The following is a 24,312-nucleotide window of genomic DNA, read 5'->3' as shown; positions in this document are numbered from 1 at the left end:
GCCGACGGCTGGACCGGGAATCGTATTCAGTCGGTCCAAGTTGATGTCTGGGTTACACTCCGAACGTTTGGACTGGAAATATCAGTCACCAAAATAGGCGAATGTGAAGAGGAGAACTACTACTCCGAGGACCCCGGTCCACAGGTTTGCCAGAAGTAATCCGATGAGAAGTAACGCTCCGCCACCTACCAGTCCAGGTAACGCGAATATGCTTCCGCTTCGTTTCGGTTCAGAGGCGAATACCGCCCACTTCCCTGCGTGGTCCTCAACCTCCAAGAGAAAATCGCCGTACATGGTTTCGATGTTTTCGCGGTCAAGGTCGGAAAAACGCCCATTTATCGGGTCTTCAATATCTTCGGTATGGACCGTATGGATAACGGTTCCTTCGATCTCTTTGACGCTTCCCTGACCGAGGTTTTCAACAAGGCGATTATACGGTGTTTCATCTCCTGGTCCGTCTTCCACTGGAACCGTGATTGTTCCCCACCGACGTTCTAGGTGAAGGACTAACTCTCCATCAACCACGTCTAAATCAGTGACTTGAACTTGCTCGCCGGTTTCACCGGGATTCGCAAGTCGATACGTATAGAGCCGCGAGAGTGACATCGCAAGATCGTCAGGTAACGTTGGCTGGAGGGTTGGCACTGTGTCCTTGTCGATAACCCTGGTCCGGATTCGGCTTTCTCCGTCGTGGAGGATCACGAACTCGTGTTTACTCCCCTGCTCAATCTCGGTACTGACGGTGGTTCCACGGAGTACCGAGAGGTCTTTTTGCGGCGGGTGTCCGAGCCGTTGGCATAATTCGACGAAATCGCCGCCGTATCTCTGATCCGCAAGTCGTTTGATGAAGACAAAATACTCGGTCGTGCCGGGTACTGATAACTGGAGGCAAATATCCGCGGTCCTGTCGGTGTTGAGTTCGTCCGTCCATCCGGCTGCAACGATTTCAGCCTGTATGTCTGTCTCGCTCTGGAGAACCTTGTTTACCTGGTACTGTTCTTCAAGCGCATCCACGCTATCACCCGATTCTGGGTTGTTCTCCTCTGGTACGCTGTCAATATTCTCACTCATGTTTGGATCAGCATGAACTAGTTCAACAAACGATACACTCCTACGATTTGTATTAAAAACCCTTGCCGTACAGCACTTTGTCTTCCACCAGTATCTGTGTCACAGCAGTCCGTCACTGTAGGTTAGAACTAGGTCTTCAGCGTACCGATCGCCGCCCATATTCCGGAAACGTATCCTTGAGCACCCCTCGCACGTCCCGCTTAGTCCACACGACAGAGTACTCGTCCCGCGCTGATCCCGGGGACGCGGTCCCGTCTCTAGGAATAAGCAGGACGCATCAAGCGGCGTTTGATCGTGGCCTGTTCACGATCGGCCGGGACTACCGGTTCCAGGTGAATCCGTCGTTTGAGACGCAAAGCGAGTTGTTGCAGCGAACGGTTTGTAACCGGGTCGGTGAGCGATTCCCGCTTCCGGAGGATAGCTTGAACCCGGAGTACCTCGCATAGCATAATGCAGCGCTCGCGTGGATGTAACACGATACTTGAGGAGACGATTATGTCGGAGCGTCGCTTGTGCTGGTATGATCATGTTCCGGCGGTTGTTCTTGGAGTTCAGTTAGTTCGGTCTCTCCGTGGATAACGAGTTGGGGTTCGTTGTTCACGCGCTGGATGGTAACGTTTTCAAATTCGTACCAAGAACCTTCTTCGACAGTTGGTGGATTCTCGTCGGCCCACGATGTGAACGAAAGTGTCTGATCACCGTCGTACAGTTCTCCAGCTTGGTGTTCGATTTGCCCGGCGGTTTTCGAGATCAGGATTACTCGCGCTACAAATTCGTCGTGACCACGGTCGGCGTAGTTGCCTGACGGAGTTGGAAGCGTGATTTCAGTGGCGAAGGCCTGTATTTCTTCAACGAACCGGGATTCCTCGTCGCGTTGGGTTTGAATCAACAAGTCGGTTTTTGCCCGAGTCAATGCAACATAAAAGAGCCGCCGTTCTTCTGCTATCGGATCGACATTAGGCTCATTAACTGGCTGTGTTAGTTCGTTGCCACGGTCTAGATCAGGGAATCCCATGTCTCCCTCAACCGCGTTAAGTAAAATGACGTGTTCAGCCTCTTTTCCTTTCACTTTATGAATAGACTGAACATCGACACCAGTATCATACTCGAATTCGTCTTCGGCCCAATCGGGTGTCTGGGAAGGGTGGTGACGTTCGTTTTTGCTCCAGTACGGGATGCCTCGATCAGCGAGTGCGGTTTTGACCGCGTCTAGGTGTTGGGTTGCATCGTCATACCGGCATAGAATCAAGATTTCGTCCGGGTTCGCGCCCTCTGAAATGTACGTTTTAGCTTGTTCAGCAGCGTATGCTCCTGACATTTCTTCTCGATTTTCACTGTCAGGGATTGCATGCCACTTAATGGGGTCAACGCTCGTGTTTGAGTCCAGCCCAGTAACTCGTTTGTTCGTCTGATTCTGATTCTTCGCTATCAGCAGATTTCCGGCATCAACGATCTGTGGGGGACAACGATAACTCTGGGTCAGATCCGATGTAGTCGCCGGACCGAATTCTTGTTCGAACTGGGTGAAGAGTTCGACGTTAGCTGCGCGGAACCCGTAGATACTCTGCCAATCATCTCCGACAGAGAAAAGCCGCGCATCGTTTGGCCCTGCAAGCCGCTTGATGAACTCTATCTGTCGTTGTGACACATCTTGGAACTCATCGACCAGTATATGACTGTACTCATCACCAAGCTCTGGTCGTAAACTGAGGGTTGTTGTTCCCCTGTCAATCATATCAATAAAATCGACCATATCATTCCGACCAAGATACTTTTCGTAATGTTCCATCAGGATGGCACCACATAGCGCGAAGTGGTACTGCCGAGGGTTTTCGGGGTTTAGCCGTGATTTGATCTGATTAGGTTGGATGTCGAAGGTTTTCGCAGACCAGATGAACTCTCTGAATGTTGTTCTGATCTTTGAGTCTCTGTGTTGTTCTTTAAGATAGTCACTAAGTTCTGTCATCCCCAATGGTTCAACATCAACACCAGCAGTTGACAGTCGGTCTTCAAGCACTGTCCTGATGTGCTCGGGATGGAGTTGATACTCGAAATCGTATGTCTCCACCAACACAGGATCGATTTTCGAAAATTCGTTCCGTTTCCATTCAAGGTCTTCAATATATTCCTCGCTACTCACTGAGAACCAAGGGGCGACTTCTCCGCCCTCATCCAAGCCCCAATGTTCAATATAAATTTCGTGGTCAGGGAGGTGAAAATCGGGCGTGTACCGGGATTTGTCGTCACTTCCAGAGATTTCGTCGACTAATGCTTCGTACTGGTACTCAATTCCGTGTGTAAGCAAGAAATCAGCGATCGTTTTTTCTGCGCGGGACGCAACGCGTTCTCCTGCTAGTGTTTTGTAGGACTCGCTTTGGCGGCTTGCTACGTATTCTTCCCAAGAATCGGAGTTGAACTCGGTCACGTACGATTCATCGTAGTGAGAAAGGAATTGCAAGTAGTGGTAGTGAAGATCTGATTCCGGTGAAACAAGGTGATCTGTAAGTTCTCTCCGAACGAAGTTTTCTACCGATTCTTGATCTGCCACGTCCATATACACGTTAGATCCTTCCTGTACTACATCTAAGGCGAACCCGTGGATCGTATCGACTGTTACATCGGTGATGGAAAATTCTTCTTCTAACCGTGTTTCCATCTCCTCAGCTGCCTTGTTTGTGAACGTAATCGCAGCAACCTGATCAGGTGGAACACCACGTTCTTTAACGAGATAGGCGACGCGTGCAGTCAACACCAACGTCTTGCCTGTTCCGGCGGCTGCAATAACGCGGTTATACGTGTCGTTTCGTACCACAGCTCGCCGCTGCTGAGTATCTAGTGACAGGGCTTCTTCGCCGATCTCTTCGAAGAACGGTTGTGAGCGATCGAGTTGGCGTTCTACGAATTCCTTGTTGTATTCGTCCGACCGGGTGACCCAGTTCTCTACACGGTTCAGACATTCAGTGATGTTTCTGTGTTGTTGGTGAAGGCTCGGGAGAAGCAGGAGTTTCCACTTTAGACTTCTGGTGATCGGATACTCAGAACGAATCTCTTCTATTTGGCGTGTGACTTCTATTTTTTTGTGATGTGTGAGGTACCGTTGGTGCGTGCTGGATACCGAATTTTCTGCTACTGGATCACCGATGAACGGTTCCACTTCATTTTTAATCGTGTTGACTTTGGACCCAACACGCTCTATTCCGCTTCTAACTGTTCTATTTAACTGCCAAACAATCACTAACGTGGAAACCAAGACTACCGAGGCCACAAATATTATAGATGAATCCATAACCGCAATTGATATTCAATTTCTATTGATGTCAGATAGCTTCTTTGGCAAAGAGAGCACTAGCACGTTCCAGCAACCTCCACCAATCCCAGTCTATTGACCCTAATAACTAGGCAGACTCCATCGTCTTCAGAATTTTAGGGGGCGTACGGGAGAGTAAATAAGGTAAAAACAAGGGATATTTGAAGAAACCTGAGTCAATCGTCCGCCGTGTGTTGTTTCGATTATATCGTGGGTCGTCAATCGTGGAAGCAGGTCAGACATATTGGCTCACCCATGCTTGAATGGCCACGTGCTAAACGACGGTCGGGGCGAAGAGTGCTGTTGGGGGCTGCTCTAGCCGGAGTACTCGAGCGAACCGTTCCGACACGTGGCCGTTCGTGTGTGCCATTTTGATTACTTTGGAGAGATAGCGGTTGGAGGGATCTGTTCCCGATGGTTTGGGTCCTTCCGTTTCTGAAACTCAAAATCAGCGCCGACGGTCATCTGCCAAATGGTATTGATGATGTTCCCAACGCGATCGAAAAATCGTGACGTGAGAGTCGACAGTCCATCGTCGGCGAGTACGTGATGGAGTTGGAGTGCACGTCAGGGAACTGATTGGGAAACGCTGCTAGTTCCAACTGGGAGACAATTCAAACATCGAAACCAGCGGTTTGAAGCGCGTCTGAAATGCTGCCGAACTCATCTCGATACGCGAGGTAGCCAAAGTCTGTCTGTTCGTCCAGTTTCTCTGCAGTCGGTTTGTGGCCAAGTTGCTGGCACACCCCTATTAGCTGTACGAGCATCTGTTGTGTATCTCGCTCAGTGCTACCAGAGTTCCCGTCTGCTGTCTCGTCTGCCTGTATGGTTCCGTCAGACGTCCATTCCAACCCAACGTCACCGTCTCGAATGTGCTCGATGTTTTCTACGACTGCCCGGTGTTCGGTTGTGACGTCTCGTGGACTCGGGAGGTTCCCGTCCGATCCGAATCTCGCGCACGATGGGCAGACCTGCAACGAGACACCGAGATTGATCTCCCAGGAAACAAGTTCAGTGTCGAATCGGTGGCGACAAACATCACACACTGTCGAGTCAGCCGTCTGCTCGTCGAACGAGAATACTTCGAACGAGTCTGCGAGAGATTCGTACTGTTCCGTTGCGTTCTGATACTCTTCTAGTGCGACTTCGTATTCTGATTCCTGAAATGCACGATCGCCTGCAGCGGCGTGATCGCGGGCAGCAGTAACGAGTCCCCGGATCGTCCGGTGGGCTTCGGACAGATCGAGACTCTGTTGGCGTACTCGGACTCTTCGCAGGTGTCGTTCGATGGTCGGTACTCGATCGGGAGCCAGTTCAGTCGCTACTGTCATGGCCTGTTGGAGCGAAAGGCTAGCCTCTTCGTAGGCCTGTGCTGCCGAGTCATGGTCGGCTTCGAAATGTGCCTCGTCGCCGTCGTCGATGGCGTTCTCGGCTGTGTCAAGGAGGTTGGTGATTGTTTGTTCCTCTTTACTAGTTTTGACCTCGTTGATCGTTTCGAGCACCTCTCGGTGTTGGTCGTCGATGGGTGCTGTGTCGTCTGAAAACAACTTCGCACGCTGGTAGTGATACAGTGCGTCCTCCAACTGTTCGATCGCTGTGTCGAATTCGCCGTAGTCCCTCGTCTCCTGAGCAGTTTCCTGTAATTTCCGACCTCCTTCCCAGTGGGCATCGTAACGGTAGTGATCAGCATCGTCGTATCCGAGTACCTCCCAACTATGCGCCGCGTCGCTATTCTCCGCTATGTGGTTGGTTACCGCTGCAATCGATCCCTCGAAGGAACACGTGTCTCCGGGACAGCCCACAGTACCAGTCATGCCGTCCCTGATTTGCTGATCGGTTCGTCCATCATCATGTCGTACTAACTTGTTGTGCTTGAAACTAGGTGTTAAGAGCACTGAGTGACTGGCCATAGATAGAAGTCAGTTAGCGATAATGACTTATCCGAAATGAGGTCACAGTACGTTGGCGTTGATTGGTCGTCCGGTGCGTGGGTTGCACTTGTGTATTCTGAGACTGAGACTACACCCACGGTCGACGTGTTCGAGGAGATCCGTGAGGTTTGGGATGAGTATGGCGAATCGGCGCAACGTATTGTTGTCGATGTCCCGATCGGACTCTGTAACTCACTCGAATCAGATTCGTGTCCGTGTGTTGAGGAGGGCGGGGAGATTTCTCGACGGTGTGACGATCTCGCCAGAACCGTGATCGGATCTCGATCATCCTCAGTGTTCACAGCACCAGCACGTGAAGCCGCGAGATTAGCATCAGAAGGGACGGAGTATGCCGACGTGAGTTCGAAAAACAACTCTCTCACTGGAAAAGGGTTGACACAGCAAGCAGCCAGCATCTCGAACGGGATCGTCGAAGTTGAGGACCTACTTCTGAGTGACGGTGATTCAGATATACTCGTCGAAGGCCATCCGGAGGTCTGCTTTCGCGCGTTCAACGGAGCCCCGCTTGAACACAGCAAACATACCGCTGCCGGCGTTGAAGAACGGTTGTCTGCGCTGAAGTCCGTTCCTGAATACGAGGTCGGTGACTGGCGAACAATTGCTGAAGAGCTTCAAGGTTCGGTGTACAAGATTGGTATTGACGATGTGTTAGATGCGATCGCCTTAGCGCTCACTGCGTGTGCGCCTCACGATGAGTTCCAGCGGTTGCCATCGGATCCACCGGAAGATACGCGTGGGTTACCGATGCAAATGGTGTACCGAAGCGAAACACAGCTACGCCGAGAACTTGGTCCGTAGCTCTGCGTGAGACACTACGTGACTGGCCCGAAATCAGCGAACCATGTCAGGGTGTTCACCCATGTCGCTGTTAGCGGTCTCGATAGTGTCCTCAATGCTCTGCATCACCTGAGCCACGACCGGTGTCCGATCGGTCGTGGACACGTTCTTGCTCTGTTGATCGTAGTCGACGATCCCGTGCTCTGCAAGCACCGGGAGATGCGTGTGATGGAGTCCGATCTTGGCTTTGCGTTGGGCCGACTGACCGACTACAGCGGAGTCCACACCAGCTTCGATCGCTGCGACTTGACGAGCGAGGTCGCGTGCGTGGACGGTCACTTCGTCGTTGGATTCCTCTCGTTGAATCTCCGAGAGGACGTTGAGGACGATGCGACGGCGTTCAGATTTGAGGACCTCCAAGAGGTCGTCGAGTTCGTTACTCATGACTGTCCTCCGGTGACCAGGTGTCGATAGTCGGTTGTGGGCTCGTTCTTGTGGATGGTTTGTGCTGCCGCACACTGCGGTGGGTGGATTGTCTGCCGTCATCAAGGTCGAGAGGTTGCTCGTTGCCCGTCGGTCGAACAGAGTTATCACTCTTGACCTGCGTAGGATTGGTTGCTGTCATTGATGGGCAGCGCGGTGCTCCGGCGTCTGAAGCGCCGGGCCCGTTTTGGGTGACCACGCTATCACTGGATGGGTTACTAATCATAAAAAGTGCTTGTATTTTTAAGTACTAACTATACAGCCATGGAAATCACTCATCAAGCGATCAAATGTATGGCTGCGACCTAAGATAGGGCAGTCAGCTCATTAACACTATATCAACCCCAATCCACCTCCCCGAAATAACCGTGTCTATAGAGGTATAAGGAGCCAACTAGAGTGCTGTGCTCATATCGTTGAGTCCCCTCTGAAGTATTCTATTATTCAAAGAAAGAGCATAGTCAAGTAATATTATTATCTTTGTATGTCTATAGATTGCCTCCGTTCGATCGTCCCGATGTTGGCGGCGGAACGAACTACGTCAACACCCTCAATGCGATTCTTCACTACGTCGACGAACAACAGCCGACGGCAGACGAACTCGAAGCGACCATTCACGACATCTACGTCCAGGCATTGTACGACACCATCGGTGATCACCGCAGCCTCCGGACTCTAAACCTGGAATACGCAGCGGAGGTGGCGCTTACAGGCTAATAACCGGGACGGCGTGTCGCGGTGCGATAACGCGGTGGGGTTTCGCTCGCAGACGGGCAAATAGACAATACTCGAAGCATCACGGCTAACGAGGCAATCCACACTCACCTCTCAGTTCCGGTTACAGTATTCATGAACATGCTCCATAAGATCGACAATCTTTGTTGGGTGTTCCACATCGTCTAATCTCCCCATCCTAAGTCCTATGTTAGGTTTTGTCACACTGGGGCAGTCTTGAATATTGCGCGCGCAGCCACTTTGAATGATATTAACGATTTCTCCACTCGGTTTCTCCGCCTCGTCTACTGACTGAAAATGGATTTCAGCCCAGTCATTGCCATCTGCACGCGGCCAATGTTCTTCAGCGAGTCGGGCTAAGTCGTCTTTCTCCCACGTGTCTTCAAGTTCCTTGTCACCGACCCAGCCGAGTTCTGGTTCCGAACCTCCCACTTCGTACATATCCTCAAGATGGTCTTCGAGAGTATCCTCAGAATAGGTCCGCTCTTTTGCATCGGAATCCAGGATGACGAATGTTCGTGCTCGCCCGCTATCCCGAAGGCGCTCAAGGGTTTTTACGATATGGCCACACCCCTGACTATCCCAGACTTGGACTCCATCCTCTACAAGGGTACTACCGGTGACTCGGTGGTATAGTTCTTCGACATATTTGTGTTCAGTTGCACCCTCTACGACAATCATCGCTCGTTCGAGATAGACCCAGCTAGCAGAGAGTCCCAAACCTGCCATGATGTTGCCCATGAAATCCTCAGCCTCTACTTCATCTTTCGAAACTAGTGGAGCTCTTTCGTCGTTCATATCCACTTCTTCAGGGAGATATACCACTTCGTGTAAGGGAGTACCATCGACCATAATCAAACTATGAGTCGAGACGATACACTGAGAGAGATAACTATCTTCATCCGAGATGTCGCTCCGGAGAAGATTGATCAGTCTCCGTTGGACGTCAAAATGGAGGCGGTGATCCGGTTCATCCATCGTCCGGATGACGGATTCTTTTCCTTCATTGGCCTCTGCGCTCCATTCAAGCATTGAGAGGGCTGAGCGGGCATTAGTTCCGCCACCCAGTTCTTGAAGCGGGATCTGTTCACCATCCCGGCGAAGCACAATATTGGAGAGATCTGCTCCGTTGACAAAACTCCAATCAGGATACACTGTGATCTGATCCAGACCGGGGAGGTATCGTTCCATCCTGTCGGAGAGGCTTTCGAGTCGTTCGTTAAGCGCATCTGTTGCTTGCTCTTCAATTTCGACAAGTTCGTCAACTCCACTCTTCTCACCATCCTCATCCTCGGCATAGAGGAAGGATTTGGTTTCTTGACGGAGTAGTTTTGAGAGTAACTTGATTGGACTGTCTACATCCTCGGTATCGATTTGCTCACTGGCTGGAGCTAAACGGCCGAATTCTCTGGTTCCGCAAGAGACCCAATCAAGACTAGTGTCTTCGGGATGTTCAAGGATCTCAGCCTTCAATTCCTCGAACTGTTCTTCCCGCTCATCGGCGTTACTCCCCGGGTCAATATCGTAATCATCCAAGATTTCTCGTTCTTTATCCGCTAAATAGTTCCATTCGTGGAGCCGCTCATCTTCGGGAACCCGTTCTCTGAGATAGTGGTCTGGAGACTCCAAATAAACATCCTCTTCTGAATCTCCAATTACTTCCCATTCCATCTTCAGCCCTGCAGCATCATCCTCCTCAAGATTGGCACGGTCTGCCAGATCGTCCGGCGGGTTTTCAATGACTGCCTCGATTGAGGCGTCGAGTGCTCTTCCAGTGTCTTGTGTCACATCACGCCGAATCTGTTCAATGTCCAGCTTCGAATGATTGCATACAGTCTGTAATGCCTCTAAGAGAGTGGTTTTTCCAGCGTCGTTAGGACCCACCAAGAGTGTGAACGGGGTCAGTTGGAGTGTTAAGTCCTCAAATTTCCCGATGTTCTCAACTGAGAGTCGTGAAACGTGCGTCAGTCCGTCACTCACGGCTCCGCCCCCTCAATTCGGGAAGCTTGGACACGCAATAAATCGCTGCGCATCATTTGACCTGATCGTAGCGATATTTATCTTCGATATTCCGATGGAAGTATTTTCCGTGCGAATTGGCATTCATGAGTTCCTGGTGAATCCGTGGGGGGACATCGAAATACTGGTAGACTCTTGCACCGTCGAACTCAATCTCTAGAATCTGGTTCGACTCGTCATACCCAACACTGCTGAGGTTACTTGAGGATACAGGGACCCGCTTCATACTGCATGATGTGGCAGAATAGTCATTTAGTTCTATCTATTAAATAATAATTTGTCTAGAATTCCGGTTACTGTGTAGGGCGAGGTAGTACGGGAGAACGTTGTTTTCGACGGCTTCAGTGTTGGATGCTTTGATGACTGCTTGATTTTCACTGTATTTGATTTGTCTCGTAGATGGTGTATGCGAAGCTGAGGTCGCCGTCGACGTGGTCGTAGATTTACCTCGGTCATTCTACTCGGAAATTGGGAAGGATTGATGGTCTTGCTGTTTAAACTCTTACAGCAACTATGGATGGGGCTAGCGCATTGGAAACGCTTGGGTGTTCAATACCGTTCTCAGATCAGGGTGGGTCTAAGAGATGACATCGAAATCAAAAACGATAGCGGCCTTGCTCGCCATTTTTCTTGGCTTGTTTGGCGCTCATCGGTTCTATCTACGATCATACGGTTGGGGTGTCCTCTATCTCTTATTTTTCTGGACGCTGATTCCTGGCCTGATTGGGTTTGTGGAGGGGGTGAGGTACTTATTGATGGACGAGAGCAAATTCACTGCTAAATACACTGAAGAGTCCGAATCGGTAAATGAAGCAAAGCCGAATGAGACTCCGTCGGAGTCAGAACGCCGAAGCGCAAATACCTCGGTTGGTTTCACTATGGAGGTGTCCGTCGGTAATGGAGGCGAGGTTTCGGTTGGGTCGCAACTCGACGAGGAAGAGATGTTTGATCAGTCTTCGAAAGCGTGGGTTCCGCCGGGAGAGGAGGTCTCAATCAATGGGTATGAGATTCCTGGTGGGATGGTTTACATTGGGACGGAGCTAAGTTCGGTTGATGGGGTTCGCGGAGTAGATGCGTGTCTGATCGATTCGACGCTTGATGTTGATGCTAGTGCGTCTGATCCGGATGGGACTCGAATGTCGTATTGGCCGTCGTATTCGAGTATTGATTCGGGTTGTCGAGCGACGTATCTTGAGTGGTTGGCAAATGGTCGGCGTGATCCCGACGTAGATATCGGGTACGTGTTCCTGTTTTTCTATGGTCTCGAACGACGGGTACTCTTTGATGCACGGCATTCGAGTCAGGCGCGTTCTGAGATTCCACGCATTCTCGCCGAGGTGGAGGAGTTGCTGGAAGTATATGGTGATGAGAGTTCCTTCCCGGGGTACGCAACACGGTTTTTGAATGCGGTGCGCGCTAAGTACGACCCTGAGTCTCTTACGAAGATGTCTCATACGAGCCGGGGACGAGAGATTCCATTAGGAGAACGGGTGAGGATTGGTCGCCAGATAGTCAATGAGGAACCGTTAGATCCTGAAGTTGCGTTTGAGTGGTTTGAGAAATCGTCGAACACGTATTCGCGGACGCCAGGGAAGCGGTGCGAGGAGGAGTTCAAGTCGCTCTTCTTTGCAAAGTACGAAGAACGCTTTGAGGAGGGATTGCTGGAGAATCTCGATACAGAACCTCTCACGGTTAGCTACAGGTCTGCCAGTCGTTCACTGCCGGACTTGGGGGAGGTCGAGATTGATGGTCTGCCGGATATTGCTGCCCTGTCGGAGCCGCTAGATGCCATGCAGGAGTTGGCTAACGAGTGTTGTGATGATTTAGACTCGTACTCTCGACACGTCGGGAAAAGCGATGACCGAGACAGTTTAGAGGCAGTATCATTCCTTCCCGAATCGCTTCTCGATGATCATCAATCCGAGCCACTGACTGACTGTATCCGGGCGATTGAAACCGAGCTGAGTGACTCAGAGATGACCGAGACGGACCTCGATCTGTTACTTGAAAATTGGCCTGTCGACTCGCGTGGAGATGTTCGGAAGCGTGATCTGCGTCGACTGGCGAATTTGCTTGAAAAGCTCGGGTTTGGTGTGGAGCCTGACACCCGGTTTTCTGCCCCCTCTCGCGGATGGGGTGATCCCGCAGTGATCTACCGGCTGCCACCCGAGGCGAGTGCTGAGACGTCTGCGGTTTCAGAAGGTATCAGACTGATTCAAAAGCTTGCCGTCAAAGTTGTATTAGCTAACGATGAGGTAGCACCTGAGCAAACGGAGTACCTCGCAGAAAACCTCGGATCGTTCCTCGAATTAAGTGAGTCTGACCGGTTACGACTGGAAGCCCATCGGAAGTGGCTCGTTCTTGATTCGCCGACTCTGCACGGTGTCCGGCAGCGTGCTGAGGATCTTCCGGATGAACAAAAGCCGCAGATTGCGAATTTTCTAACCGCTCTTGCGTGCTCCGATGGGAATATTGATTTGGACGAGATTCAGGAGCTATCGAAGATATATCCAATGTTGGGATTAGATGAAGGCGTAGTCCACACGCACGTTCATCAGCTTCAGACGAGTTCATCCGAAGCAGATGACGAGCCAGTGACTATCCAACAGCCAGAGTCCACCAGTGAGGATTACGAAATTCCTGAACCGGAGACTGCGGAGGAACCGAAGGCGGAGGAACCGGATACATCTGGAATCGAATTAGATCAGGATCGAGTGAGGAGGACTCTCGAAGAAAGTCAGGAGGTGAGTGCGTTCCTCGCCGATATCTTCGAGGATGAAGAGGAAGAAGATGCACAGCAGGAGTCCCAGTCACTAGAGGATCAGTCCCCTGATCCAGAGCCGAGCTCTACGGACAGCGAGGTAGAGCCGTTAGATGAGGACCACCGTCTGTTCCTCGCTGCCCTCTCGCAGAAGCAGCAGTGGGATCGTGAGGAGGTGGAAGAGTTGGCTCGTGAACAAGGGTTGTTCCCTGGAGCGGCAATGGAAGTGATAAATGACTATGCATTCGAACTGGTCGAAACACCCGTTATTGAAGGAGCTGATGAGATAATGGTCAATGAAGAAGTATCCGGGGAGATATTAGAATGAGCGACAATAAGTCTGACCTCGAAGCAGCAACGATTCGGGCCCGTGACCGTGATGCAATCGTTCAGTCCCTCCAAGCGGGTCTTGTACCCCGGCGTGGCTTACAACATATCCAAGTCGGGCGTTCGAAAGAGGTGAAGGCCGTAACTGACGACTTAGATCGGATTGCTGACGGAGGGTCCGCAGTTCGGTTCATTATTGGGGAATACGGGTCAGGGAAGACGTTTTTCCTCAATTTGATGCGGTCAATTGCGTTGGAGAAACGGCTCGTCACGGCGCATGCAGATTTGACACCCGATCGGCGCTTCCGATCAACGTCAGGGCATGGTCGCGCGCTTTACCAACAGTTAGCTCAAAACCTTTCGACGCGCGCAACACCGGACGGTGGAGCACTTCGAAGTATTGTTGAACGATTCATTGCGGAGGCTAATCGTGAAGCGAGCAGCCAAGATGTCCCGACTGAAGAAGTCATCCGGGACCGGTTAGACGAGCTTTCAGAACTTGTTGCAGGGTATGCGTTCACGGACATCATTGCTCTATATTGGAAAGGATATCAGGAGAACGATGATGAGCTGCAACATGCAGCGTTACGGTGGTTACGTGGTGAGTACGACACGAAAACAGAGGCGCGGAAGGTTCTGGATACACGCGTTCCGATTATTGACGATTCGAACTGGTATGAAATGACGAAGCTGATGGCTCGATTCGTTGATTTGGCAGGTTATGAGGGGCTGTTGATCAACCTCGACGAGATGGTGAACCTCTACAAACTGTCCCACACAGGGGCGCGGAAAAGCAACTATGAGAAGCTGCTATCGATTGTGAATGACGGGCTGCAAGGCCAAACGGTCGGTCTTGGCTTTCTCCTTGCGGGAACACCGGATTTCCTCACCGATACAAAGCGCGGTCTGTACAGTTATGACGCGTTGAAAACGCGGCTGGCTGAAAGCACGTTCGCTTCGGATGAACTAGTGGATATGAGTGGACCAGTCATCCGCCTCTCCAGTCTCACACAGGAGGATATGTTCGTGCTTCTCCAGAAGCTTCGTCATATTCACGCTGGCGGGGATCCTGATAATTATGTTATCCCGGATGAAGCAGTAGAGGCGTTTATGCGCCATTGTAATGACCAAATCGGGGCCGCGTACTTCCAAACTCCTCGAAACACGATCAAAGAGTTCCTCAGTTTTCTCGCTATCTTAGAGCAGAATCCCGAGGTTTCGTGGGAAGAGTTGATCGGGGATATCCAGGTTGAATCAGATGGTATTGAACCATCTCAGGCCGAGGATTCAGAGTCCGCTGGGGACGACGAGGGTGATGATCTTGCCAACTTCAAACTCTAGTGATGATGAAGACAGGTCTCGTCAGACGGAGTCCTTCGAGCTTCTTCACGAGTCGATGCAGCGATGGGTTTGGAAGCAAGGTTGGGAGACTCTTCGCCCAATTCAGGAACAAGCGATCCCTGTCGTATTAGACGGTGATTCGGACGTTATTTTGTCAGCACCCACCGCGTCAGGAAAAACCGAAGCTGCGTTCCTACCGATCCTCTCAGAGATTACGGTTCAGCGTGAATCGTCTCAGAGCCCCAGTTCGGGGTTCGACGTTGTGTATATTTCCCCGTTGAAAGCACTGATCAACGACCAGTATGACCGTCTCCAAGAGCTCTGTGATGCTTGTGACCTACCCGTTCACCGATGGCATGGAGACGTCTCTTCGAGCAAGAAGCACAAAGCTCTCGACGAGCCGAACGGGATTCTTCTAATCACCCCAGAGTCAGTGGAGGCGCTGTTTGTTCGTCGACCATCGGTGTTCCATCAAGCTTTACAGAACGTCTCTTACGTCGTAATTGATGAAATACACGCGTTCATCGGGACACCCAGAGGGAAACAGGTTCAGTCCCTTCTCCATCGTATTGAGAAAGCCAAAGGCGAGTGGATTCCGCGTGTTGCGCTTTCTGCCACAATCGGGGATCATGTGATGACCGCAGAGTTCTTGCGTCCGAAAGCAGGCTCCGAAGTTGAGATTATTGAGCCTGATGGTAACCAACAGGAAATCCGGCTTCTGGTAAAAGGGTACGAAAATAAGAACAACGGAAGTAACGAAGAAGACGAGGATGGCCCCTCGGGGACAGTTGTTGGTATTGCCGAGCAGATCTTCACAACCCTTCGTGGACAGGACAATCTTGTCTTCGCAAATCGTCGGATGGATGTTGAACTCTACACTGATCTGCTAAAGCGAGTCTCAGAGGATAGGGGTGTTCCGAACGAATTCTACGCACACCACGGAAGTCTGTCCAAAGAGATTCGGGAAGAAAGCGAACGACTGCTGAAAAACTCGAAAGCACCTGCAACGGTTATCTGTACCAGTACGCTCGAATTAGGAATCGATATTGGATGGATGGACAGCATCGGCCAAATCGGTTCACCGCCGTCCGTTTCCAGTATGCGGCAACGATTAGGCCGATCTGGACGGAAAGATAACCCTGCAGTCTTGCGAGTGTATGTTCAAGAGCCGGAGATTACTGATTCGACACCACTTGAGGATACACTACGCCCTGAACTCGTTCAGACGATTGCGATGGTTGACTTATTACTTGAGAAGTGGTACGAACCACCGAATCTGGATGCGTTGGAACTCTCGACGTTGATTCAACAACTTCTCTCACTCGTTGCTGAGCATGGTGGGATCAGAACAGAGACTGCCTACCGTGTTTTGTGTCAAACGGAGCCGTTTGATAAAATCACGATTCCTCAGTTTAAATCGTTGCTACGGGGGCTTGCAGACCAGGATCTACTCAATCAAGCGGGTGATGGTGATCTCATAATGGGGTTGACCGGCGAGAAGGTCACCGGGCACTACGATTTCTATGCCGCGTTCTGGAGTCCGGATGAGTACCGTCTCGTCGCTAATGAGAAAACGATCGGGACACTCCCGGTTACGAGTCCTTTGGTGGATGGTAAGTTGCTGATATTTGGTGGACAGCGTTGGGAAGTCGAGTCGGTGGATCAAGAGAAGCAAATTGCGTTCTTGAAACCAGCTCCTGGGGGGAAGGTACCGAAGTTTGGCGGGGAAGGTGCCCTCGTCGATACTCGCGTTCGTGAAGAAATGTACAGCACATATACCAGCACGGAGGTGCCGAGATACTTGGATACGGAAGCAGTGAATTTGCTTGAAGAAGGTCGAATGCATTTTGAACGGCTAGACCTAGAGATCCAAAATCTAATTCAGCAGGGAGAGCACACGATTCTGTTCGTTTGGGCTGGTGACCGTATCGTGAATACGATACATCTGCTTCTTGCAGAAAGAGGCTATCAAGCATCAAAGGCGGGTATGACGTTACAGGTCCGGAATTGCCAGTCTCCGGAGCTATTAGAGGAGCTTTGTGAAATAGCGTCGTTACAGCCTCCTGAACCAGCTAAGTTAGCGGAGACCGTCGAGAACAAGATTATCGATAAACACGACCGATACTTGCCAGAAGAACTCCTAAATTCGAATTATGCGTCTAACCGGTTGGATATTGAAGGTGCGTTGAATCAGGTCAAAGCGATTGTGAGCAAGAACTGATTTTTCTCAGAGTAATCGGCATCATACAGATCTCGCCTTTTTAGATTACTCATCCTTCTAATAAATATTATAGATGATGGATTTCTGTTCACTTTCTCGTCGATTCGATCCTCTGGTGATAGCTGCGGTATCGTCGATCAAATCACTAAACTTCACAAGCAGCAATCGACAAGAACCGGTAGATGAAGGATCGACCCAGTATTGAGGAGACGGTCGAATGGTTACGGGGTCGAGGCTATTACGCAGGACAGATCACGTATCAACAGGTTGAGAAGGGACAATCTGCGGAGACAGCTGATATCGACGTTTCTAACCCGTTATCGATTGCACTTCGACAGTCCGGAATCTCGAGTCTGTATTCGCATCAGGTTGAGGCCATTGAGGCTGTCCAGTCTGGTGAGAACGTGGTTGTCGCAACGCCAACGGCATCTGGCAAAACCCTCACATACGTCGTTCCCGGTATCGAGAGAGCGATCGAAAACACAGGAAAAACACTCTACATCGCCCCGTACCGCGCACTCATTAATGATCAAGCCGACACGTTCGAAGCGTTCGATACTGAGTTAGGGTTTGGTGCTTCGATCGATATAGGTGTTCAAACAGGAGAAACATCGAGAACGGTTCGGCAGGAAATCAAGGGTTCTCAGCCGGATGTTCTTCTCACAACGATCGATCAACTCCATCTTAGTCTCCTCCCGTATGCTCACGGGAGGGATCATTGGCGGTGGTTATTCCAGCAGTTGGATACCGTGGTCATCGACGAGGTCCATATGTATCGTGGGGTCTTCGGGAGTCATGCCTCGTTGATTTTTCGACGGCTCAATCGGTTGTGTGACCATTATAATGCGTCTCCACAGTACATCTGTTGTTCAGCAACGGTTGGGAACCCCGTCGAGCATGCAGCAACTGTCACTGGCCAGAACGAAACCACGTTCAGACTTGTTGATAACGATGGGAGTGCATCGGGCGACCGTCACTGGCTGTTCTGGAATCCACCGCTCAAACAAGATGGCGACGAAGACCGATCGATTCCGGATCCGGCTGTCGACTCAGACGGTACTGTCCGTGCTAGCCATGACGAACATCCACCTGAGCAGATCGCAGCCGCTATTGAGACTGCTCCGAGTTCGACGACTGACTCACAAGCGGAGCGAGACGGATCACCGGAGCCTTCCGATGAAATTACTCTCCCATCCCATCAGGAGGTGGTTGGTGGGGAACGACAATCGAATCACGTCGAATCCGTGCGACTGTTCAGCGATCTCGTGACCAGGGGTTATCAGACGCTCGTCTTCACTGCTGCCAGACAGGGGACGGAACAGTATGTTGACTGGTCGGACAAAATGTTGCGTGAACGAGGCCAGCACGATCTCGCGGACAGCGTCCACGCCTATCATGCAGCACTCAATACGGACCGACGCCTCGAACTTGAAGAGGAGCTTCGCAGCGGCGATGCTCGTGGCGTCTGGAGTACGAACGCGCTTGAGCTCGGGATCGATATCGGGACTCTCGACGTCGTCTTGCTCGATGGCTACCCGGGAACGTCAATGAGTACATTCCAACGAGCCGGTCGAGCTGGGCGTGGTGAGGACGCCTGCCTCGTTGTTTTCGTCGGAGCAGACGATCCACTGGACCAGTATACGATCCGAGAGCCCGAGGAATTGTTTGAGACCGGTGCTGAACAGGCTGCTGTCAACCCTACTAATGATGCGATTCGCCCGGATCACGTTGTTTGTGCGGCAAGTGACCATTTCTTATCGCCAGATGACGAGGACTATTTCGGCTCCGATCTGCCTGGTGTCGTCACGGACGCAGAAGCCAATGACCGCCTTCGCCGTGTAGAGAGTGGTGATCGGATTCAATGGCGTGCCACGGATTCAGATGTCCAGTGGAATACAAATATTCGAGCGATCGATGACCGCGAAATTGATCTTATTGACCGGAACCGGGACGAGCAATTAGCATCGCTTGAGTTTGGAGCTGCGGTGCGGGATGCACACCCGGACGCGATTTATCGCCATCAGAAACAAACCTATCGAGTTGTCGACTTAGATCTCGAATCCGATCAAGCGTTGCTCGAATCAACGTCTACAGCAGAGTACACGCGTGCGCTTCGAGAGAAGTCCGTGGCTATTGAGGATACGTACCGGCAGTCATCCGTTGAGACGCATGCAATGGACGCTCAGGCGACGTTAGGGAAACTCACGGTAGAGGATACGGTCACGGGATATTTGCTGTACAGCAATCCCAGTGACGGCACTCCACGGGAGTGTGAGTTCGAAGAGCCATTGGAGTCACGAGCTATCGAAACTACAGGACTGTTCATCACCGTCCCCAGCGACGTCGAGGCGAGGATTATCGATCAAGCAGAGTCACAAGATGAGTATCTCAGTGCGCTCCACGCGATCGAACATGCTTTGATATCGCTGTTTCCCATGGAGGTGCTGTGTGATCGAGGCGATATCGGCGGTCTTTCAACTGTCGGTCACGGGCAGACAACTGGTGGAACCATCTTTATTCACGATGGCCACCCCGGTGGAGCCGGGCTGACACGACAAGCATTCGATCAACTTGACGTACTGTTAGAAAAGACGTTCAAACTGCTTCAGGACTGTAACTGCCGGGATGGATGTCCATCTTGTATTCATTCACCCCACTGCGGGAATGCGAATCGAAGTCTCAACAAACAGCTCGCACTACAGTTGTTGTCGGAGTTGCAATAGGCAAACTACCCTGCTCGCGCGCAGCTGACGGCGATCGATGCTTAGGGGGTAGGGATTCCGGTTTTACGATATGGTCCGCTACTTCTGAAATCGAACCGACGAATGAACAGGACTCTATTGGGTTGCACACGGCCACCACATGAGATCAGTCATAGTCTCCCGGTATGCCGGCTGATCTAATCATTATCACTTTCTACTGATTTGTTGTGCTTGAAAGTGGCTTGCTCGGCACTAAGGTATTTGTATTGACAGCACAGAGTTTGGTAGTGAACCACAAACTCTGGGCGAGTATAGGGCTCGCTTCTGCAGTGTACCACCATGTTCGTGATCGGTTTCAGAACGCTTGCACTGTAACACTCAAATATGAGAAGGATTGACAAACTGGCTGATGAGAAAACGTCGACTGTAGATGATTCGGAACAGTTCCACGATGAACGATTGGTCCCGTATAGTCGTGATGAGTGGCCGTCGCGTATTGATCGAGCGGCGCTTGACGTGCTGTTCGGTGTTTCGATCGGGTCGGGAGACAAGAGTGATGATCTTGGCGGTACGATCGGGAAACTGAATTTCGGTGATGCAACTGGGAAGCACTATGTCAACGGACTCACTGAGTTAGCTGACGCTCAGTCTGACCTGCCGAGTTTAGTAAAGCAATATCGGCGGGAGAATGGGGCTGATTCGGTGGGGGAACTCGCGTTTCGGCTGAACGAGCTTCGATACGAGTTGGAGCAGCACCTAGATTCGAAGAGTGAGATCCGGAATCTCAATCGGGCTGTTGAGGCGTTGATTGACAAGCTTGCTACGACGTCGATGTCTGAGAGTGTGACTCGGCAAGCACTGCGGGACCCAGAGTCCATCACGGATGCGATGATGCAGCTCTTTTCTGACCCTGCTATCGTCGAGTATGCGGACGTATTGACGGAAACGATGGACGAGGTCGCCCAGACGGAATCGTTCCTTGAGCGGCTTGACGCGCCGCACATGACGACACCACTGTGGAAACACCAACGTGACGCGCTCCGCGAGTGGGTCAACCACGGCTGTAAAGGGTACGTCGATATGGCGACGGCGACGGGAAAGACTGTTCTCGGGTTAGCTGCTGTTGCGGGTCTCTACGGGGAACTCCACCCAGATGATACAGCGGAGATATTTTCGAACACCACTGCAGAGACAAAGCAGCAATCACTCGCTGACGAACTCCCAGTTGATCCTAATGGTGAGTATGCTCAGGTGCTCGTCGTTGCTGGACAAGAACTGATTCTTGAGCAGTGGCAGAGTGAGTTCGACGAGCACCTGAACATTCCACGGGAACGTACGCAGACGAAGGGACGGACGATGGAGTTTTCGTGGGGGCCGATCGAGTTCCGGTCAGCTCCTGACTTGCTTCAGATGGACACGTTAGGTGGGTATGATCTAGTCGTACTTGACGAAGCACATCAGTATTCTCGTGGAGGGCGAAGTGGCGGGTGGCAGCCGGTCTTGGAAGAATTAGCGGGGAAGAGCGATGCGATCCTCGCTATGTCTGGTTCAATTGACACTTCGTGGCAAGGTGACTCTGCGGTGAAACGCGTGTTAGAAGAGCACCTACACGAGTGTAAGCGATTCTCCGTTGACGAAGCCAGAGACGCTGGTGTTGTCGCTGATTTCGGGTGGAATGTATATTACGCTCACGCAGCTGATTCAGCGTCTCAAGACGGAGTGGTCGAATCGACAGCTTCGATCAGGAAGGTGTACGACCCGGAGCAGCACAAGATTCGCGTTGATAAGCTCGACGGTGATGTGCCGTCGAACGTACCGGCGGGGTTTGAAACGCTGACGGATCTGCGTTCGTTCAGTCAGTCGAAGGAAGGGGCGGATGCTCGAGACGCATCAGATGCGTTCGATAGACTCGCTACTGACGCGTTCACGCGACGGCCGAAACGGTGGCAGTTGCATCCGCCTATCCAGACGCTGGTCGAGTTGATTGGTCAACACGCGCCTGAACAGCAATGTGTTGTGCTCGTTCAGAGTTACGAGCAGGCCGATCAAATCGGTGACGTGCTCGAGGATCGCTACGGCGAGGATCTCGTCCTCGTTCCAGAAAGCGGGGCTTCGGAGCAGTTTGCAGAAATTGCCTCGTTTAAGGAGAAAAGCCGCGGAATCATTGTGGGTCCTGCAAACGTCCTCGGGACGGGAGTGGACTTACCGAACGCAGAGGTAGCGATCAACCTCTCGAAAGGAGGTGTCAACGCATCGCTCATCCAACGCATCGGGCGTGTCTTACGAAATCCTCACGGCGATAAAGAGGCGATGTTCTACCAGGTAGTGACGCTCCCGTCAGACCGGCGCGGGTTGCTTCCTGGAGAAGACGGACGCCGATTACTGCGACGTGCCAGTGAATTCCGGGCACTCGGGGCTCGTCTCCGGCAACTCCCAGGGTACGACGTTGCAGACGAACCAACGAGTGAGACGCTCTTAATGCTCGAACAGCACGGAGTCGGTGGCGTACTCCGAGATAACCGGTCGATCGACGAGATCGTGGAAGATGAGGTAGCGCAAGGGTTCCTTCGTGAACTGTGCAATTTGATCTCGTCTAGCAAGGATGAGAACACTGAACAGCCTGTTCTTCAAACGTTTAATGGAAGTGTTCTTGATCGGCAGGCTCGTCCGGTCGCTGAAGCGATGAAAAAGCATCCCCGCACAGCAGCATCAAAACCGGAAGAGGATACTGTGTCGACAGGGAATAAGTCGGAATCGATGTCCCAGTCTTCAAAATCATCAGAAACGTCAAAGTCGAGTATGAATACGCACGCTATTGAAATCGAGATTTCGCCGGCCCTCAATTATCTGGTCGAACAGGAACTGGAGACAGCAGCTTACACGTCAATCGACGAGTTCACGGATGAAGTCGTCGGTAAATATGTGTCCTCTGAATTGGATGGCTCTGCCCCAGAGACTACTTCTGACGATGATTTCGATGTGAGCCTCCCACCAGATATCGAACGTGTAATCGAGGAAGAGTACGTTGGCAGTGGAGCTGATTCAGTGACGCAGTTTGTCGAGGAAGCAATCTACACCCATCTTGATCTGGCCACTGGATCTAAGATGCTCACCGTAAACCTTGGAAGTGGCCTCTACCAGGTTTCCACGACTCTTGCCGAGAATTCCGAGGGACATGGGTCAGTTGAAGAGATCGTTGCAGAGGCGATCCGGAGTGAGTTTGTTCGATAACTGTTGACGTTCTTCCGTAGGAGGTTATTGATACAGTTCTCCACGGCAACGTCAGAACAGAGACTAACAGTCTAACGACTAAGCGACCGGGTTCTACTCTCGGTTGATTTAGTATAGAATCGAAAGATGGCTCTACATCGACAATGTGCTACTCAAGAGCAACTGAAGTTAGTTAAATTGCCATGTGGAGAAATCCCGACACTGTCTGGTGATTCAAATCTCGAGATCCGCGATCCTTTATTGCAGGTCGGACTTCGACAGTGCCCACCACGAGACCATCATAGAACCCGATGGAGGTCGTCACCAGACCAAAATAATCAAGACTTCAGTGGGTAGACGTAGCTTTCCATTCCTTCAGACGGCATGTACCAACAGGTCCCTCTAGGCTGGCGATAGAGTGACCACGCGTTGTAGAGGTCACCACCTGACCCCACTGTGTTCAAAATGAAAACTGATCCAAAGAAGAGCGCTATCAACGGGTTCGAGACCAACTGTGCAATGGCGAAACTAGTCGGTGAGATAATAACCAACGGTGCAAGGAGTGCAACCATCGAGTGAGACCGCTGCACGAACTCCCCTCGGACGGTGACGTTCGGATTAGGGAACTCCCACGTGGTCTGTGGATTGTACCCGTACCACCGGTTCACAACTGCATGGAGGTACTCATGTGCTGGAAGAAATACAACGCTGGTTAGAAAGACGAGCATCGTCATGATGCCGCCGATTATTGGGGAAGAAACGCTATGTATAGTCGCTTCTACATACACCGAGTATCCAACCATCCACCACGCAATCACGCCGAGCATCACTCCACATAGTATCTTTGTAAGGTGAACCCAAGTGTCGCCCTCATCGTAGGCCTCAGGAGAACCGTAACCATCGGGTGGGTCTGGTGGAGAGTCCATTCTCTTACCGAACAATAAACCCATATGACAAATATTAGTTGCCAAAAGAACCCGCTGGAGTCTGGTCTCATCTATTAAGATTCACTCAGTATTCACAGCACCAGCACGTGAAGCCGCGAGATTAGCATCAGAAGGGACGGAGTATGCCGACGTGAGTTCGAAAAACAACTCCCTCACTGGGAAAGGGTTGACACAGCAAGCAGCCAGCATCTCGAATGGGATCGTCGAAGTTGAGGACCTACTTCTGAGTAATGGTGATGCAGATACACTCGTCGAAGGCCACCCGGAGGTCTGCTTTCGCGCTTTCAACGGAGTTCCGCTTGAACACAGCAAACATACCGCTGCCGGCGTTGAAGAACGGTTGTCTACGCTGAAGTGGCTCTGTTGAAATCATTCAACTCTGATACAAACCCCGTGCTGAATATACAGCGCGAATATGGCACAGATTGAGAGGTAATTTGCGAAGGTTAGTGATCGGTC

At 51.4% G+C, this 24,312-nt stretch carries 15 protein-coding genes; 8 read left to right on the top strand and 7 right to left on the bottom strand.

What is annotated here, in order from left to right; all coding sequences use genetic code 11:
* Positions 1-81: 81 nt before the first annotated feature.
* The 3 genes from ACYQ14_RS16400 to ACYQ14_RS16390 form a co-directional block, all read right to left on the bottom strand.
* Complete coding sequence (locus ACYQ14_RS16400) at positions 82-1,071, bottom strand: hypothetical protein (protein ID WP_459889424.1); 990 nt, start codon at positions 1,069-1,071, stop codon at positions 82-84.
* Between the two features lie 493 nt (positions 1,072-1,564).
* Positions 1,565-4,357, bottom strand: coding sequence for a UvrD-helicase domain-containing protein (locus ACYQ14_RS16395; protein WP_459889423.1), 2,793 nt, complete (start codon positions 4,355-4,357; stop codon positions 1,565-1,567).
* A 635-nt stretch (positions 4,358-4,992) separates the two neighbouring features.
* Positions 4,993-6,192 carry a homing endonuclease associated repeat-containing protein gene (locus ACYQ14_RS16390; RefSeq protein WP_459889422.1) on the bottom strand — a complete coding sequence of 400 codons (1,200 nt, stop codon included), beginning with the start codon at positions 6,190-6,192 and terminating at the stop codon, positions 4,993-4,995.
* A 132-nt stretch (positions 6,193-6,324) separates the two neighbouring features.
* On the opposite strand from ACYQ14_RS16390, the gene ACYQ14_RS16385 reads away from it, so the two are divergent.
* Entirely contained in the window at positions 6,325-7,128 is an 804-nt protein-coding gene (locus ACYQ14_RS16385; RefSeq protein ID WP_459889421.1) for a DUF429 domain-containing protein, read from the top strand.
* Between the two features lie 33 nt (positions 7,129-7,161).
* On the opposite strand, the gene ACYQ14_RS16380 is transcribed toward ACYQ14_RS16385, so the two are convergent.
* Complete coding sequence (locus ACYQ14_RS16380) at positions 7,162-7,551, bottom strand: DUF7344 domain-containing protein (protein WP_459889420.1); 390 nt, start codon at positions 7,549-7,551, stop codon at positions 7,162-7,164.
* A gap of 534 nt (positions 7,552-8,085) precedes the next feature.
* On the opposite strand from ACYQ14_RS16380, the gene ACYQ14_RS16375 reads away from it, so the two are divergent.
* On the top strand, positions 8,086-8,307 hold the full coding sequence (locus ACYQ14_RS16375; RefSeq protein WP_459889419.1) for a hypothetical protein: 222 nt from the start codon (positions 8,086-8,088) through the stop codon (positions 8,305-8,307).
* A gap of 111 nt (positions 8,308-8,418) precedes the next feature.
* On the opposite strand, the gene ACYQ14_RS16370 is transcribed toward ACYQ14_RS16375, so the two are convergent.
* Both ACYQ14_RS16370 and ACYQ14_RS16365 read right to left on the bottom strand, forming a co-directional pair.
* Positions 8,419-10,305: an ATP-dependent nuclease gene (locus ACYQ14_RS16370; RefSeq protein WP_459889418.1), complete on the bottom strand. Its 1,887-nt coding sequence runs from the start codon at positions 10,303-10,305 to the stop codon at positions 8,419-8,421.
* 52 nt (positions 10,306-10,357) lie between these two features.
* Positions 10,358-10,570, bottom strand: a complete 213-nt coding sequence (locus ACYQ14_RS16365; RefSeq protein WP_459889417.1) for a KTSC domain-containing protein — start codon at positions 10,568-10,570, stop codon at positions 10,358-10,360.
* Between the two features lie 358 nt (positions 10,571-10,928).
* Here ACYQ14_RS16365 and ACYQ14_RS16360 point away from each other — a divergent pair, with 358 nt between their 5' ends.
* The 5 genes from ACYQ14_RS16360 to ACYQ14_RS16340 all read left to right on the top strand — a co-directional run bounded on the left by ACYQ14_RS16360 (position 10,929) and on the right by ACYQ14_RS16340 (position 22,927).
* Positions 10,929-13,433: a TerB N-terminal domain-containing protein gene (locus ACYQ14_RS16360; protein WP_459889416.1), complete on the top strand. Its 2,505-nt coding sequence runs from the start codon at positions 10,929-10,931 to the stop codon at positions 13,431-13,433.
* On the top strand, positions 13,430-14,773 hold the full coding sequence (locus ACYQ14_RS16355) for an ATP-binding protein (RefSeq protein ID WP_459889415.1): 1,344 nt from the start codon (positions 13,430-13,432) through the stop codon (positions 14,771-14,773). The genes ACYQ14_RS16360 and ACYQ14_RS16355 overlap by 4 nt, the downstream gene beginning before the upstream one ends.
* Positions 14,748-16,994, top strand: a complete 2,247-nt coding sequence (locus ACYQ14_RS16350) for a DEAD/DEAH box helicase (protein ID WP_459889414.1) — start codon at positions 14,748-14,750, stop codon at positions 16,992-16,994. The genes ACYQ14_RS16355 and ACYQ14_RS16350 overlap by 26 nt, the downstream gene beginning before the upstream one ends.
* Positions 16,995-17,176: 182 nt before the next feature.
* A complete protein-coding gene (locus ACYQ14_RS16345; protein WP_459889413.1) occupies positions 17,177-19,717 on the top strand; it encodes a DEAD/DEAH box helicase in 2,541 nt (846 codons plus the stop codon).
* A 363-nt stretch (positions 19,718-20,080) separates the two neighbouring features.
* Complete coding sequence (locus ACYQ14_RS16340) at positions 20,081-22,927, top strand: DEAD/DEAH box helicase (protein ID WP_459889412.1); 2,847 nt, start codon at positions 20,081-20,083, stop codon at positions 22,925-22,927.
* Positions 22,928-23,244: 317 nt separating this feature from the next.
* Here ACYQ14_RS16340 and ACYQ14_RS16335 read toward each other — a convergent pair whose 3' ends face one another.
* Positions 23,245-23,832, bottom strand: a complete 588-nt coding sequence (locus ACYQ14_RS16335) for a DUF3267 domain-containing protein (RefSeq protein ID WP_459889411.1) — start codon at positions 23,830-23,832, stop codon at positions 23,245-23,247.
* 31 nt (positions 23,833-23,863) lie between these two features.
* Between ACYQ14_RS16335 and ACYQ14_RS16330 the strand changes: the two genes are divergently transcribed.
* Positions 23,864-24,220 carry a DUF429 domain-containing protein gene (locus ACYQ14_RS16330; RefSeq protein ID WP_459890100.1) on the top strand — a complete coding sequence of 119 codons (357 nt, stop codon included), beginning with the start codon at positions 23,864-23,866 and terminating at the stop codon, positions 24,218-24,220.
* Positions 24,221-24,312: the final 92 nt, after the last annotated feature.

Source organism: Halostagnicola bangensis (assembly GCF_054653435.1).
This window is presented reverse-complemented; position numbering and strand designations above follow the sequence as displayed.